The organism is Roseiterribacter gracilis, assembly GCA_018332375.1.
Lineage (GTDB): Bacteria > Pseudomonadota > Alphaproteobacteria > BOG-932 > Roseiterribacteraceae > Roseiterribacter > Roseiterribacter gracilis.
In genome coordinates this window covers 2,650,212-2,664,784 of the sequence record BOPV01000001.1, presented here as the reverse complement: position 1 = coordinate 2,664,784, position 14,573 = coordinate 2,650,212, and the positions used below count along the sequence as shown (strand labels likewise).

The 14,573-nt window shown below is 64.7% G+C and carries 13 protein-coding genes; 3 read left to right on the top strand and 10 right to left on the bottom strand.

Features of this window, described 5'->3' with window-relative positions:
- Positions 1-4 precede the first annotated feature (4 nt).
- Together TMPK1_RS13180 and TMPK1_RS13175 are read left to right on the top strand one after the other, a co-directional pair.
- Positions 5-472 carry an MmcB family DNA repair protein gene (locus TMPK1_RS13180; protein ID WP_420243478.1) on the top strand — a complete coding sequence of 156 codons (468 nt, stop codon included), beginning with the start codon at positions 5-7 and terminating at the stop codon, positions 470-472.
- Complete coding sequence (locus tag TMPK1_RS13175; protein ID WP_420243477.1) at positions 465-980, top strand: hypothetical protein; 516 nt, start codon at positions 465-467, stop codon at positions 978-980. Before TMPK1_RS13180 ends, TMPK1_RS13175 begins: the two co-directional genes overlap by 8 nt.
- Here TMPK1_RS13175 and TMPK1_RS13170 read toward each other — a convergent pair.
- From TMPK1_RS13170 to rfaE1, 3 genes are read right to left on the bottom strand one after another with little or no spacing between them, the layout of a single operon-like run.
- Positions 926-1,129 (bottom strand): hypothetical protein, encoded by a 204-nt coding sequence (locus TMPK1_RS13170; RefSeq protein ID WP_420243476.1) that lies wholly within the window; start codon positions 1,127-1,129, stop codon positions 926-928. The two genes, TMPK1_RS13175 and TMPK1_RS13170, sit on opposite strands and share 55 nt — an antisense overlap.
- 36 nt (positions 1,130-1,165) lie before the next feature.
- Positions 1,166-1,903 (bottom strand): GNAT family N-acetyltransferase, encoded by a 738-nt coding sequence (locus TMPK1_RS13165; protein WP_420243475.1) that lies wholly within the window; start codon positions 1,901-1,903, stop codon positions 1,166-1,168.
- Positions 1,900-3,342, bottom strand: coding sequence for a D-glycero-beta-D-manno-heptose-7-phosphate kinase (gene rfaE1, locus TMPK1_RS13160; RefSeq protein WP_420245666.1), 1,443 nt, complete (start codon positions 3,340-3,342; stop codon positions 1,900-1,902). The genes TMPK1_RS13165 and rfaE1 overlap by 4 nt, the downstream gene beginning before the upstream one ends.
- Before the next feature lie 69 nt (positions 3,343-3,411).
- Between rfaE1 and TMPK1_RS13155 the strand changes: the two genes are divergently transcribed.
- Positions 3,412-4,659, top strand: coding sequence for an EAL domain-containing protein (locus TMPK1_RS13155; RefSeq protein ID WP_420243474.1), 1,248 nt, complete (start codon positions 3,412-3,414; stop codon positions 4,657-4,659).
- A gap of 63 nt (positions 4,660-4,722) precedes the next feature.
- Here the strand turns inward: TMPK1_RS13155 and TMPK1_RS13150 are convergent, their stop codons facing one another.
- From TMPK1_RS13150 to TMPK1_RS13120, 7 genes are all read right to left on the bottom strand, one after another.
- Entirely contained in the window at positions 4,723-5,652 is a 930-nt protein-coding gene (locus tag TMPK1_RS13150) for an alpha/beta fold hydrolase (protein ID WP_420243473.1), read from the bottom strand.
- 157 nt (positions 5,653-5,809) lie between these two features.
- Positions 5,810-6,373 carry an ActR/PrrA/RegA family redox response regulator transcription factor gene (locus TMPK1_RS13145; protein WP_420243472.1) on the bottom strand — a complete coding sequence of 188 codons (564 nt, stop codon included), beginning with the start codon at positions 6,371-6,373 and terminating at the stop codon, positions 5,810-5,812.
- A gap of 13 nt (positions 6,374-6,386) precedes the next feature.
- Positions 6,387-7,658, bottom strand: coding sequence for an ActS/PrrB/RegB family redox-sensitive histidine kinase (locus tag TMPK1_RS13140; protein ID WP_420243471.1), 1,272 nt, complete (start codon positions 7,656-7,658; stop codon positions 6,387-6,389).
- Positions 7,659-7,699: 41 nt separating this feature from the next.
- The gene (locus TMPK1_RS13135; RefSeq protein ID WP_420243470.1) at positions 7,700-10,285 is read right to left on the bottom strand and encodes a M1 family metallopeptidase; all 2,586 of its coding nucleotides are present in this window, start codon (positions 10,283-10,285) and stop codon (positions 7,700-7,702) included.
- A 16-nt stretch (positions 10,286-10,301) separates the two neighbouring features.
- A complete protein-coding gene (locus tag TMPK1_RS13130; RefSeq protein ID WP_420243469.1) occupies positions 10,302-12,878 on the bottom strand; it encodes a M1 family metallopeptidase in 2,577 nt (858 codons plus the stop codon).
- The gene (locus tag TMPK1_RS13125) at positions 12,875-13,657 is read right to left on the bottom strand and encodes a nicotinate-nucleotide--dimethylbenzimidazole phosphoribosyltransferase (RefSeq protein ID WP_420243468.1); all 783 of its coding nucleotides are present in this window, start codon (positions 13,655-13,657) and stop codon (positions 12,875-12,877) included. The genes TMPK1_RS13130 and TMPK1_RS13125 overlap by 4 nt, the downstream gene beginning before the upstream one ends.
- Positions 13,647-14,558 (bottom strand): hypothetical protein, encoded by a 912-nt coding sequence (locus TMPK1_RS13120; RefSeq protein WP_420243467.1) that lies wholly within the window; start codon positions 14,556-14,558, stop codon positions 13,647-13,649. Before TMPK1_RS13120 ends, TMPK1_RS13125 begins: the two co-directional genes overlap by 11 nt.
- Positions 14,559-14,573: the final 15 nt, after the last annotated feature.

Sequence of the window (14,573 nt, the reverse complement as noted above, 5' to 3'; positions counted from 1 at the left end):
CTCGATGCAGATCGAGGCCGCCGCTCCTGGTCAAGAAATTGGCCGTCCCGAAATCACCCTCCGCCTGTGCCGCGGCGTGCGCCGCGCGCTGACCGATTGGGGTTGGTCGAGCGTGACGGAATTCTGGCTCGCCAATGGACGCCGCGCCGATATTTTTGCGATCGACCCGGCTGGGCGCGTTGCGATCGTCGAAGTCAAAAGCGGGCTCGAAGATTTTCGCTGCGACGCCAAGTGGCAGGAATATCGCGAATGGTGCGACGAGTTCTATTTCGCGGTCGAACCCGATTTTCCGCACGCGCTGATTCCCGACGATGTCGGCCTGATCATCGCCGATTCCTTCGCCGCCGAAATCGTGCGGCCCAGCCTGGAAGCGAAACTGGCACCGGCGCGGCGCAAAAGCCTGCTGCTTGGATTCGCGATGCATGCCGCGCAACGGCTGCACCGGCTGGAAGATCCCATGATCCGTGGCTAGCCAGCGCGCGCGTATTCTGGCTGCGGCCGACGGTTCGCTGCCGATCCCGTTCGGTGCCAGCGGCACGCGCGAAGCATTGCTGATCGGATTCGTTGCCGCGGGCGGAAACTGGGTGGGAAGTTTTGCGCGCGGCACGACCGACACCGGCCTCGACGCTGCCTTGCACGATGTCGGTCCGATCACCGTCGTGATTGCGTCGGGCACGGCCTATTTCGTCGATCGCGAAGCGCAGCTGCTGGTGCACGCGGCCTTACCGGGAATCGACGCGGTGCTGACTCATGCCGATGGTTCGCTGACTTTGTCGGACGGATCCTTCCTGCACACGATCGCACGCGACTGCGGTGTGACGCGCAGTGCGCGCATTGCTTGGAACGGTATCCGCGCGCTATGCGAAATCGACGGCGTCATTCACGGCGAAGCCTATTCGGCGCGTGATCGCGGCTGGAGCGAGTTTCAGCTGCCGCGCGCCGACAATGCAGGCCAGGCCAAGCGCGTGCCGACGGCGTAGCTGAAGCCGTACAGCAGCACGATCGACGAACTCCAGATCCAAAAGCTGCTGTCGAATGGCGCGATGCCGAGCACGGCCGGCGCCAAGGCCAAGCTGCGCAATAGATAGATCGCGCTGATCGCAACCAGCCCGGCGCGCAAGAACGGCAAGTGCCGGATCAAACCGGCGCCTGCGAACGCCAGACTCTAGCCGCGCTTGCGATAGGCATAGCGATAGACCGGATCGAATCCGAGCGCGTCATACATTGGCTGCGCTGCTTCGTTGGTGGCGCTGACTTGCAGCACGACCTGGCGCGCTTCACGACGCCACGCTTCGGCCAACAGCGCGCGCATCACGCGGCGCCCATGTCCCTGACGCCGTGCCGTTGCAAGCGTGCCGACGCCTTGTACGACCGCCAGATCGCCGACCAGCACCGTCATCGCGACCGAGACGATGGCGGCGCCGTCATAGGCCGCGGCGAACAAGCGCGGCAACGGCGTACGCCGAAACAGCTCGTCATGCAGCGCGCGTTGTTCGAGCGGCACGCCGTCGGCGGCAGCATGCGTGTCGAGCCACGCCATGTCGGGTGCATGCGTGATCCGCACCGACGCTTCGTCGTTGCGCGCGGGATCGTTGGCGGCCAGCACCAGCGAATGACGGTGCAGCGGCGCGTAGCCGCGCGCGTCGAGCGCGTGTCCGATCGCGGGATCGGTGAAGTCGGGCATGCGGAAGATTGGCGGTTGGCCGCCGTCCGCATAGGCGGCTTCGATGCGCGCAATTCGTTCGTCGAGCGGCAGCGCGCCGGTGCCGGTCGTCGTCGTCGAATTGGCGCGGCCGGTATAGCCACCCGAAAGCCGTACGTCCCAGCCGTCAATGTCGATGCTGCGCAAGGCAGGCCACGCCGGACGCGCGGCCGCGTCCAACGCGACCGGATCGAACTTCATTTTTTCGCCATGCGCGCGATCGTCTTGGTCGTCGACTGATCGGGAACCAGTTCGGCGAGCACGACTTTGCCGCCATAAGATTGCACCAGATCGGCACCGACGACTTGCTCGATCGTGTAATCGGCGCCTTTGACCAGCACGTCGGGATGCAACGCGTCGAGCAGCTGCAGCGGCGTGTCTTCCTCGAACACGACGACCGCGTCGACGTCGGCGAGGCTCGCCAGAACTTGCGCGCGCGCACGTTCATCGTTGACCGGCCGCGCCGGTCCCTTCAGCCGTTTGACCGATGCGTCGCTGTTGAGGCCGACGATCAGCTTGTCGGCGGTCGCGCGCGCCTGCCGCAGCAGATGCACGTGGCCCGGATGCAGAATGTCGAAACAGCCGTTGGTGAACGCGACTTTCAAGCCGCGGCGGCGCCAGGTTTCGACCCGGCCGGCAGCGCCATCGCGCGCGAGGAATTTGGTTTCGTCGTGCAACTCCAGCGCATGCACAAGCTCATCGCGGCTGACGGTTGCGGTGCCTGGTTTTGCGACGGCGACTCCGCCTGCCGCGTTGGCGAGCGCGGCTGCGTCGGTGAGGCTGGCGCCGGTTGCGACCGCGGCGGCCAAGGTCGCCATCACCGTGTCGCCTGCGCCCGACACGTCGAAGATCTCGCGCGCGCGCGCCGGGATATGCTGCGCGTCGGTGGCGCGCACGACCGACAGTCCTTGTTCGCTGCGCGTCGCAATCAGCGCGTCGAAATGATGTTTGGCGATCAAGCTGCGCGCAGCCGCTTCGACTTCATCGTCATGGCGCGCGACGCGGCCCGTGGCCTGTTCCAGCTCGCGGCGGTTCGGCGTCACCGCAGTTGCGCCGTCATAGCGCGTGTAGTCGGCGCCTTTGGGGTCGACCAGCACCGGCACTTTCGCGGCCCGCGCCAGCTTGATGATCCCCTGGCAGACGCGCGGCGTCAGAACGCCTTTGCCGTAATCAGACAGAATGACCGCGCCGGCCTGTTTGAGATTGTTTTCCACTGCACGAAGAACCGCGTCCTCACTGGCGGGGGAGATTGCCGTGGTGGTTTCCTCGTCGATGCGAAGGAGTTGCTGCGTTCCTGCGACAAAGCGGGTTTTGACCGTGGTCGGCCGGCCGGGTTCGACCACCAGCGCGCGTTCCAGCCGCTCGTCGGGAAATCCAGCCAGGACGCGGCCGGCCTCATCGTCGCCGACCACCGCCACGAAGGCGACCCGCGCCCCCAGGGCCAAGAGATTTGCCACGACATTTCCGGCGCCGCCCGGCATCTCGGCCCGGCGCTCGACACGTAAAATCGGGATTGGCGCTTCGGGCGAAATCCGCTCGACCGTGCCGGCGACGAAGCGGTCCAGCATCGCGTCGCCAACGACCAACAGCCGCGCCTGGTCGAGGCTACTCGCCAGGGAAGCGAAATCAGCGCCCTGCAGGTAGGTCACTTAGCCAAATCCTGGGTCAGTTTCATCTTTCGTTCATTACATCTCACGCTATAAAGCGCCATGCCTCCGTTTGAACAGGCGAAGGGTCGCTCCAGCGGTCCAGAGTACGCCCTGCTTGAGTATCTCGAGCGGTTGGAGCGGCACCGCGAGGGCCGTATCGCCGTTCACGTGCATCTGTCGCGTCTGCAACAGCAGAACCGTCGCGAACATCACGTGCGCATCGCGGGTTCCACCTTCGAGAACATCGTCTCCCAGTATGAAGGCCAGCTGTTCAAGCTGCGCAATCATGACCTGGTCTTCGTCTCGCGCGGCGCCTCGGCGAAGCAGATCGACGAAGCCGTGATCAAGCTGCGCTATTTGTTCAGCGAAGATCCGCTGGTTCAGCTCGCTGTCGAAGACAACGACGAGTCCGGGTTCTGCACCTGGTACCGGCTGGATCGCGACTATTACGAATTCCTGGCGGTTGCCCGCCGCCTGCATCAGCTGTCCGACACCCGCCTGCCCACCGACTTCACCAAAGAAGTCACGCAGATGAAGGACGCGCTGGACCCCAAGGGTCTGGCCAAGCTGGAAGAGCTGCTGACCGGCGCCGACGTGTCGAACCTGGTGCGCAACCAGCCGATCTGCTCGTTCGGCAAGGACGGCATCCCGACGCCGATCTTCCACGAAGTGTTCGTGTCGATCACCGACCTCGAAAACACGCTGATGCCGCGCGTCAACGTGCAGTCGAGCCCGTGGCTGTTCCGCTATCTGACCCAGATCCTCGATCGCCGCATGCTCGCCAACCTGGCGCGCGACAGCGAAATCAAGGACCGGACGTTCTCGATCAACTTGAACGTTTCGACGTTGCTGTCGCCCGAATTCCTGAAGTTCGACCAGAACGTTTCCTCGAACATTCGCGGACGCCTGGTGATCGAGCTGCAGAAGGTCGACATCTTCAGCGACATGGGCGCCTACATGTTCGCGCGCGAATATGTGCGCGAACGCGGCTACCGCATCTGCCTCGATGGCATGACGCATTTGACGTTGCCGTTCATCGATCGCGAAAAGCTGGGTCTCGACCTGGTGAAGCTGGCCTGGAGCCCGGAAATGGGCAACTCCGACAAGCCCAGCATGATCGAAGGATTGCGCAAGCTGGTGCAGGATTTCGGCGCGATGCGCGTCATTCTCCAGTACTGCGACAGCGAGCGTGCGGTCGAAGTCGGCCGTCAGCTTGGCATCACGATGTTCCAGGGCCGTTTCGTCGACAAAGTTCTCTACGAAGTCACGCGCCCGGCGACCGCCAACGTTGCGCGTCGCTATCAGTAAGCCCGTCGGTTCAGGACAAATAAAAAACGGCGCCCACTGGGCGCCGTTTTAATTTGTGCGCGATCAGCTGCGCAGGACCTTCGCGAGGAAGCCACGCATGCGCAGAGCAATCTCCGGCCCATTGGTTTCGAGCGCGAAGTGCGAGGCGTCGAGCAGCACGAGCTCGGCCTTCGGGAGATCGCGTAGATAGGCTTTGGCGCCTTCGGCCGGAAAGATGACGTCGTGCTTGCCCCAGACGATCAAGGTCGGCGGCTGGTAGGTGCGGAAATAGGCCTGCCAGGCTGGATATTGCGCCGGGTTGGTTCGGTAGTCGTAAAACAGGTCGAGCTGAATTTCCGTGTTGCCGGGGCGATCGAGCCGCGCCTGATCCAGCGTGTACGTGTCAGGATCGATCAGGCTCGTATCTGCAACGGCGTGCTCGTACGCCCAGCGCGTTGCATCGATGTTGAAGGCCGTGCGCAACGAGTCGCGCTCTGCTGTGCCGCCGGTCTGCCAATAGGCACGGATCGGATCCCAGAATTTCTGCAGCCCGTCTTCGTACGCATTGCCGTTTTGTACGATCAGCGCGGTCACGCGTTCGGGATGCGCGCTGGCCAGGCGAAACCCAACCGGTGCGCCGTAATCCATGACATAGAGCGCGTAGCGTTTGGCGCCGACCTTCTGAACGAACTGGTCGAGCAATTGTGCATAGTGATCGAACGTGTACGCGAAGCGCGTGCGATCCGGTGCTGCGCTGAAACCAAAGCCCGGATAGTCAGGCGCGATGACGCGATAGCGATCCGCCAGAGCCGGGATCAGATTGCGAAACATCTGCGACGAGGTCGGAAACCCGTGCAACAGCAGCACGACGGGTGCGTCGGCGGGCCCAGCCTCGCGATAGAAGAGGTCGACGCCGTCGATCTGGACGGTGCGATAGTGCAAGCGCGTGTCGGCAGATGCGGCGCCGGCAAATGCGATGCCCGCAAAGGCGGCAAGAAGAAAACGGCGGATCATGCAGCGTCTCCTAGTGGAACGCGTGCGAAGATGACGCCGTCACGAACGATTGGAATTGGGCACGGCTGGAAGGGTTCATTCCAGCATCCGCAACGATCCCAGCTTGAATCAAAACGGCGCCCCGTGGGCGCCGCTTCAATTCGTGCTTACGCGCGCGTTAGCCGCGCGGCGCGTGCTTCGCCAGAATGCGCTGCAACGTACGACGATGCATTTTCAAACGGCGTGCCGTTTCTGAGACGTTGCGGCCGCATTGTTCGAACACGCGCTGAATGTGTTCCCAGCGCACGCGATCGGCCGGCATCGGATCCGACGGCGGCGGCGGCAAGGCGCTGTCGCCACCCATATGCATCAGCGCTGCTTCGACGGCGTCGGCGTCGGCGGGCTTGGACAGGTAATCGACCGCGCCGGCTTTCACCGCGGCAACCGCAGTTGCGATGTTGCCGTAGGCGGTCAGCATCACGATGCGGCAATCGGGGCGCGTCTCGCGCAGCACCGCGACGATATCGAGACCGCTGCCGTCGGCGAGGCGCAAATCCAGCACCGCATAGGTTGGGCGGACTTCGCGCGCCAAGGTCTGGGCGTCGTTCAGATTGCCGGCGGTGGTGACGTCGAAGCCGCGCTTCTCCATCGCGCGCGCAAGGCGTTCGCGGAAAGGCTCGTCGTCATCGACCAGCAGAAGAGTGCGGGGCGCGTCGGCGCGCGGATGGTTCGTTGTTTCCATGGGTTCGGTCGATCTAACTCGTCAGCGGCTTCATACGGTCGTTGCGCCAGAAGATCGTCACCGCGGCGCCGCCACCCTTGTCGTTCTCGAAGGTCAGCGTGGCCCCGGTCCGTTCAAGGAGGGTCTGGGCAATGAAGATGCCAAGGCCGAGATGCTCATCGGTGTCCTGGCGCTGCGATAGATAGGGCTCCCCAAGCCGTGAGAGAAGCCCTGGCGGGAATCCAGGCCCATCATCGCGGACCCGAATCTTCAAGCCGTCCTCGTTGCTCTGGGCCGTAACCACAACGCGGCTACGCGCAAAGGACATGGCGTTCTGGATGATATTCCCCAGCCCATGGACCAGTTCGGGGGCGCGTTTCATCACCGGCATCGGCCCGAACGCCTCGACTTGGTAGGCAATCCGCCGGGTCCGGTAGGGGCCGGCGATGGCTTCGAGCAGGGCCGGGACGCCCATGGATTCGAACGGGTCGCCGCCAGCGCTTTCGGGCCGGCGGGCCAATTCGGCCAGAATTTCCCGGCACCGGTCGCTTTGGCTCAGCAGCAGCTCGACGTCCCCGAGATAGGGGCTGTCGGCCGGCATCTCCTTGCGCAGCTCCTTGGCCACGACCGCGATCGTGGCCAGCGGAGTGCCGAGTTCATGGGCGGCCGCAGCCGCCAACGCGCCCAGGGAGGAGATCCGCTGTTCGCGGCCCAGCGCCATCTGGGTTTCGACCAGCGCGTCCGAGATCCGGCGCGCCTCGTCGGCGACCGAAAAATTGTAGATCGCGATGAATCCAGCCGCGAGCCACAGCGCCGCCCAGACGCCGGTGCGATAGAGCGGCGGAAAGTCCGGCATCGGATCGCCGGCCCAAGGCAGCTGCAGATGCACGATCGTCAGCACGCCGAGGCACAACATGCCGAGCAGCGCCAACACCGTGACATGGCCGCGCCCAAGCACGCCGGCCGCAACCGTCATCGGACCCAGCAACAGCACCGCGAACGGATTTTCGATGCCGCCAGTGAAATAGAGCAGCCCCGCCAGCTGCAGCGTGTCGTAGGCGAGATACAGCGCGGTCGAACGTTCCGACAGCGTGCGTCGCTGGGGCCGCATCGTCGCGTGAATATTGACCGCGACCGAGGCCGCGATGAGCAGCAGCGTCGGCGGCAGCATCAGGTCGAAGCCGAACGCAAAATGCACGACGAGAACGGCGACGAGCTGGCCGGCAACGACCAGCCAGCGCATCGAGGTCAGCGTCCGTAGCGTAACGCGGCCCGGCACCACGTTGTCGGCAGGTGATTGCATCATGCGGCGACGCTACTCGCACAGCGCCGCCGCTGGAACCGTTGTCAGCTCTTGGTGTGGGTTTCGATCCAGCTCGCCACGGCCGGAATCAGCCGTGTACGCCGGTCCGCTCGCAGCTCGATTTCTTCTGCGGCGCGTTCGAATTCGGGCTGCTCGTCGCGCTTGGCGTTTTTCTTTGCGAAATCGCGTAACGCATCGGCGCGGTCGCGTTCGATGAAACGCCGTGCGATGCCGGGCGCCCACGCCCACCGGCGGCGCGTGTCGACGCCCAGCGCCGCGTTGTCGGTATTTGCGTTGCTGAAGTCCCAGGCCAAGGCGGTGTGATCGCCCTGCTCGGCGATGCGGCCGATGATGCGACGGCGCAGCCCCATCGGCACCGCGTCGGTCAATGTCGCATCGAGAAGCTTTTTCACCAGCGCCGGATCTTCGACTGTGCCCAGCGCGTCGAACACAAGCTGCGCGTCGAGGAAACTCGGCGCGCTGCGCGCGCTGGCGAACAAGCGATCGAACGTCGCGGCATCGGCGCCGCGCGCAACCGCATCGAGCGTGACGGTCGCAAGCGAACCGAGCTTGGCCGGATCGCCGCCGGCCGCGTCATAGCGCTTGCGCGCTTCGGCGCGCATCGCGGGATCGCCCAGCCGCGACAAGGCAGCCAGCAACGTCTCGCGCGTCAGCGTATCGCGCGGCGGTTCGTTCGCGCGCGCATCCCATCCAACTTGCGTCAGACCCGGGCGCAGTTGCGCGATCGCCCAGGCGCGCAGCTTGGCGCGTTCGGGCATGCCGCGCGCGACGGCGTCGAGTTCCAGCAGATCGTCGGCAACCGAGCCCCACACCGACGCGTCCCGCTCGGATCCGAGACGTGTCACCAGCTCCAGCCACGGATCGACTTTGCTGCGCCCCGCAACCGCCAACGCCCAGCTGTCGTCGAGCAGCACGACACGATCGACCGCGGCTGCTTGCGGGAAGGCATCGGCAATCGCCTGCGCCAGCGCCGGCGTGTAGCTGGTTCGATACCAGCCGGTGCCGCCGTGATTGACGCGCGCCGGCGTGCAGCCTGCCAGCTTGGCGCGCAGCATCGGTTCGGCCAATGCGATCGCGCTGTTCGCACGGCCGTCGATCGTCACCGCCGACACCGGAACGTCCCACGCCAACGGATCCAGCTTGGTCGTCGGCGTCGCCGCGAACCGTTCCTGTTTCAGCGTAAGTTCATCGCGTGCACCGGCGCAGCGATCGACGCTCACCAGCGGCACGCCGGGTTGACGGGTGAAACTGTCGGCGACTGCGCGCACGTCACGCTTCGACGCGGTTGCCAAAGCATCCCACAAATCGCTGGTGACGGTGTTGCCGTAGGCGTGTTGTTTCATATAGGCGCGAATGCCGGCGCGGAACGTGTCGGGTGTCAGCCAGCCTTCCAGCATGCGGATCACCGCCGCGCCTTTCTGATAGGTGATGTCGTCGAAGGCGGATCCGATTTCGGCGGTGGTCGTGATGTGCTGCACGATCGGATGCGTCGCCTTGCGCGAATCCTGCTGCATGACGCGGTCGCGTGACCGTGCATGCGCGCCCTCGACGTTCCATTCCGGATGCAGTGCCTTCGCAACCGCGCCAGACGCCCAGGTGGCGAACCCTTCGTTCAGCCACAGATCGTCCCACCATTGCATCGTGACCAGATCGCCGAACCACATATGCGCGACTTCGTGCGCGATCACCGACCAGACTTGCTGTTTGCGCTGCTGCGAAGCGCCGTCATCGATCAGCAGATAGGCGTCCGAAAAACGGATCGCGCCCCAATTCTCCATCGCGCCGCGCGCGGTCGGCGTTGCCACCATGTCGAGTTTCGGCAGTGGATAGGGCATCGCAAAATAGTCGCTGAACCAGGTCAGCACTTCGATCGTCGCATCCAGCGCGTAGTGCGCGCGATGGATCGCGCCGCGCGGCGTCCAGACAGCGACCTTGGTGTTGCCGGCCTGGCCTTCGATCGATTCGTAATCGCCGACCGCAAGGAACAATAGATAGCTCGACATCACCGGCGTGCGCGCAAAGGTGACGCGCTTGCGCCCGTCTTCGGGCGCGCTGGCTTCGATCGGCATATTGCTGATCGCGACTTCGTCTTGCGGCACGATCGCGGTGAGATTGAACACCGACTTGAAGCCGGGCTCGTCAAAGCTGGGGAACATGCGCCGCGCGCCCGACGACTCGAATTGCGTCGCCAGCAGCCGCTTCTTGCCGCCGTCAGCGGACAGCGCGGTCGACGAGAACAAACCGTAGGCGTTGGTCGAAATCTTGCCGCGATAGGCGAATTTCGCGATGTGCTTGCCCAGCGTGATTGGACCCAGCGGCGTAAAGGTTGCGGTCGCAGCTTCGGGGTCGATCGCGACCGTGGCTGCAACGCCGTCGATCTCTGCGGTGTCGAAGGTCAGGTCGATCGCGTTCAAGGTCAGCGTCGTGATCGGCTTGGTGGTTTCGAACTGCAGCTCGACCTTGCCTGCGAAGGTCGGTGCGGCCGCGTCGGGCGCGATCTCGATCTTGTAGTCGAGCGGCCGGACATAATCGGGCAGGCGCGCTTCCGGCGCCGCATGGGCGGTCGACACGACCAGCAACGAAAGGAACGCGACACGCAGAACAATCATGCGAAGCTCCTTGGGATCACGGATGCGCAGCGACCCATTGTTCGACCGCTGCAGCAAGGCGGTTCTTTTTGTCAGCACGGAAATTGATTTCTTCGACCACGCGCTGGACCGGCTGCCGTGCATCGGCCGGGATGCGTGTTTCGGTAAATTCGCGTAGCTCTTGCGCGCGCGTTGCGTCGGACGAGCCGGCCACGATCGACGCGGCAAAATCCCATTTTGCCGTGGCGTCCAGCGGCTCGATCAGCTTGTCGTAATGCGCTTGCGCAAAGCGCCAGGCCAGCGCCGCATGTTCGCCCGCTTGTGCGACTTGCACGACGACGCTGGCGCGCGATGTCGGCGGCACCCAATCGGCCAGCGATGTGTCGAGGACACGCTGCGCCAGTTGCGGATTGCGTACGCCGGCCAGCGCGGTCAGGAGATTCTGCCGTTGCGCGTGATCTTCTTCGCTCTGCGCTTTGCCGAGCAGAAGCTCGAACTCGCTCGTGTCGGCACCGCGCGCGGTCGCGCGCAGCACGACGCCGCGAATCGAACCGGGCAAGTCGCCACCTGCGGTCCAATCGTGGAAGCGTCGTTTTGCTTCCTGCAGCGTCGGCTCATCGTCGAATGACGACAGCGCGTCGATTAGCACGTCGCGCAACAGAGAATCGGTGGTCGGTTCGTTGGCTTTCGCGCTCCAACCCAGGCGCGCCATTGCGGGGCCAAGCTTGCTACGCGCAAAATTGCGCAACGCTGCGCGTCCCGGCGTGCCGCGTAACCAGCCGTCGATCTCAACGAGCGTCTCGGTCACTTGCTGCCACACCGGCAGCGGCGCATTGGGCTTCAATTGCGCCACCAATGCCAGATAGATGTCGACTTGCAGGTTGCCGGTTTCGACCAGCGCCCAACTATCGTCGAGCAACATCACCTGATCGGCTGCATCCAGTTCGGCGAAATGCTGGGTCAGCGCAGCGCGCAGCTCGGGCGTATAGGTAACGCGCGCCCAGGTGACGCCGCCGCCATTGACCACCACCGGCGCGCAGCCCGGCAGATCGAACTCGCCGCGCGCGTCGCGCAGAAGAATGCGCGATGGCTTGCTGCCCAACGGTTGCAGGATCAACGGAATCGACCAGGTATGCGGTCGCGCATTGGCATCGCCGGCGCTGAAGCGCGATTGCGCCAACGTCAACTTGGTGCGGCCGCCGTCACAGCGCGACGACACGTCGATCAGCGGCAGGCCGGCCTGACTGGTGAAGCTGGCCGCAACTTCGCGCACCGGAAATTTGGAATCGCGTTCCAGTGCGGCCCAGAGATCTTCGGTCGACGCGTTGCCATAGGCATGTTCGCGCATCCAGTTGCGCATGCCGGCGCGGAACGGATCGGTACCCAGCCAGGCTTCGAGCATGCGAACGATGGTCTGGCCTTTGCGGTAGGTGATGTCGTCGAACGCCGCATTGGCCTCGTTGGCGCTGTCGACTTTCTGCACCACCGGATGCGAGCCGCGCCGCGCGTCGAGACGCATCGCGGTTTCGCGCTCGCGGCGCGTCTGCAGCCAGATCTGCCAGGCCGGCAACAGAGCGTCGACGGAATGATTTTCCATCCACGACGCGAAGCCTTCGTTCAGCCACAGATCGTCCCACCACTTCATGGTGACGAGATTGCCGAACCATTGATGCGCCATTTCGTGCGCGACGGTGACGGCGACACCCTGGCGGGCTGCTTCGGCGTTTATCGCGGGATCGAACAAGACCCAGCGTTCAAAGAACAGCAGCGCGCCCCAATTCTCCATTGCGCCAAACCCGCCCGACGCCGGCACCGCGAACAGATCCAGCTTCGGCAGCGGATAGCGCTGCGCGAAATAGCTTTCGTAGAACGGCAACAGGCGCGCCGCGAGATCGAGCGCGAACTTGCCTTTGGCCGCTTCGCCCTCGGCCGCGACGACACGCAGCAAGCGGCCATCGACCCGCTGCGAGATGGTTTCGAATTCACCGGCGGCGAGAAACAGCAGGTAGCTCGACATTTGCGGCGTCGGCGCAAATTCGACGCGCATGCGGCCGTCGGTCAGGTCGGTCCGGCGCGATTCCGGCATGTTCGAAATTGCGAGCTGCCGTTTCGGCACCGTTACGCTGACGTGATAGCGCGCCTTGTACGCAGGTTCGTCAAAGCACGGCAGCATACGGCGCGCATCGGTCGCTTCGAACTGCGTCGCCAGCATGCGCTTGGTGCCGTTTTTCGTCGGGTAGTCGACCGCGAACAGACCGGCCGGCTGCTGCTTGATCGCACCCGCATACGCGATCTCGATCTTGTGCGGCCCGCGCGCCAGCTTCTTGGGCGTGGTCAGCGTCAGCGTCTCGCCTTCGTCGTCGAGCGACGTTTTCGCGACCACGCCGTCGATCGTGGCGCGCGCGATTTTCAGCTCGGCCGCATTCATCACGATCTTGTCGAGCGGCTTGTCGGTCTGCACTTGCAGCGAAACCGTGCCGCGGAATTTCAACTTGTCGGCGTCGGGCTCGATCGCGACGCGGATTTCGGTCGGCGATACACCGCCAGGGAGTCGCGCTTCTGCGTGCGCCAGCACCGGCGCGAGAAGGAGGAGAAGGGCGAGTGCCCGTGTCATTCCACCAAGGAGGCCGCGGCGCGCAGCGCGCTGATTGCGCGCGATCCCATCCGTCCGGTGCGTGCTTCGCCGCCGGCATAGAGAAATGCGTCGCGGCAATGATCGACCGACCGCGGATCGAGCTTGGCCAGCGCATTCGCCGCCGCGCGTGCACCACCGCCATCGAGCAAGACTGGCGTTCCCGCCATACGCGCCGCCAGAATCGCACCAGCGACAGCGGCAAGATCGGGTCCGCCGCGCGCGCCCAGCGCGGGCATCGGATCGGCGCCGCCTGCGATCGCTGTGTCCAACACGCGCGATGCGTCTTCGGCGCCTTCGCCCAGTGCCGACACGACCAGCAAGTCCAAGCCGGGTTCGACCGCGATCATGCCGTACAACATCGCGTGCGCGGTCGCTTGCGGCGACAGCGCGTCACCGACGCGAATGTCGGGCGTCGGATCGTTGAGCGACATTTCATGCAGACGCAGCTCGGCTTCGGCGGCGGCGCATTCTTCGACCCAGGCGCCTTCGCCTGCGATGGCGCGGCGCACTTCGGTGCGGAAATAGGGCAGGTCGTCTTTGGCCAAACCATGCGCGGTCGCGAACAGCGCGACGCGCGGCCGGACGATGCGCGGCTTGCGCCGCCGCTGCCAGGTTGCGAGCCAGCCAACCAAATCGCGCGCTTCTTCGTCGCCGACGCCTTTCATCGCCAGCGCAGTCAGCGCCGCGCTTGCAGATTCAAGGTCGGGATCGGGCAGCGCGCTGGGCAGCGCGCGCATTTCATCCAGTTCAGAGCTCATTCGAATCCAACACGATCAGACGCGGTTGCAGATCGACCAGCACGACCGCGGCAAGAACCAAGACAATGACCAGCACGCCGGCGATATAGAGCGCGAAGGCACGACCGAGATCGCTTGGCGTAACGCGCGCTGTGCCTTTTCCGCTCCAGCGTGGCGGTCCGCCCAACGCAACATGCAGCACGCCGGCAAAGGCGGCGAGTGTGGGACGGTCACGTCCGCTGCTTTTCCATGCTTCGCGTAGCGCCGCAAAATGTCGCGCACCTGGCACGAAGATCGACGCAACCACCAGACACACGGCCAGAACGTGACCCGGTGCAGCAGCCAGCAGACGGTGCGCGGCATGCGCCGCTGCCGCAAAGGGACGTTCGCCGGGCCGCGCGCCACCAACCGCGCGATCGATCACGCGCGCTGCGACGGCAATCACGAACCCGCCGAGACCCAAGAACAAATAGGCCGCGACCGGTAGCGCCAATCCGCTTTCCAACGCGCCTGCCGTTTGTTCGATTGCCGTGCGCATCGCGGTGTGTTCGGCGGCGACTTTGGTTTTCGCCAGCGCGCGGCGCACGGCGACGAAGGGGCGGCGCAAGGCAAGGCCGCTGCTGAGGATCAGCAATTCAGCTGCAAGCCCGCCTTCCCAGCTGCGCGTCAGGCGATGCAGCGCGATGCCGATGGCAGCGGCGAGCAACAGCAACAGCGCGGCGATGATGGCACCGCGCACGGCGAGTACTTGCGGCGTGCGCGCCGGACGATCGAGACGTTTGGTGAAGAACAAAGCCGGGCGCGCGAAGAAGCGCGCCAGACCCGGAATGCGCCCCGCAATCGCGGGACTGCCAAACACGATGTCGAGCAGCAAGGCCGCCAGCAACATTGCCGGCGGTAGCCACGCGATGCCTTGCGGCATCGGGCCATACGGATC

Bases quoted from the DNA above. Each gene is read 5' to 3' on its own strand.
- TMPK1_RS13120 (WP_420243467.1), bottom strand. From the start codon at position 14,558: ATGCCGCAAGGCATCGCGTGGCTACCGCCGGCAATGTTGCTGGCGGCC.
- TMPK1_RS13155 (WP_420243474.1), top strand. From the start codon at position 3,412: ATGCCTCCGTTTGAACAGGCGAAGGGTCGCTCCAGCGGTCCAGAGTAC.
- TMPK1_RS13140 (WP_420243471.1), bottom strand. From the start codon at position 7,658: ATGATGCAATCACCTGCCGACAACGTGGTGCCGGGCCGCGTTACGCTA.
- TMPK1_RS13135 (WP_420243470.1), bottom strand. From the start codon at position 10,285: ATGATTGTTCTGCGTGTCGCGTTCCTTTCGTTGCTGGTCGTGTCGACC.
- TMPK1_RS13150 (WP_420243473.1), bottom strand. From the start codon at position 5,652: ATGATCCGCCGTTTTCTTCTTGCCGCCTTTGCGGGCATCGCATTTGCC.
- TMPK1_RS13145 (WP_420243472.1), bottom strand. From the start codon at position 6,373: ATGGAAACAACGAACCATCCGCGCGCCGACGCGCCCCGCACTCTTCTG.
- TMPK1_RS13130 (WP_420243469.1), bottom strand. From the start codon at position 12,878: ATGACACGGGCACTCGCCCTTCTCCTCCTTCTCGCGCCGGTGCTGGCG.
- TMPK1_RS13165 (WP_420243475.1), bottom strand. From the start codon at position 1,903: ATGAAGTTCGATCCGGTCGCGTTGGACGCGGCCGCGCGTCCGGCGTGG.
- TMPK1_RS13125 (WP_420243468.1), bottom strand. From the start codon at position 13,657: ATGAGCTCTGAACTGGATGAAATGCGCGCGCTGCCCAGCGCGCTGCCC.
- TMPK1_RS13180 (WP_420243478.1), top strand. From the start codon at position 5: ATGCAGATCGAGGCCGCCGCTCCTGGTCAAGAAATTGGCCGTCCCGAA.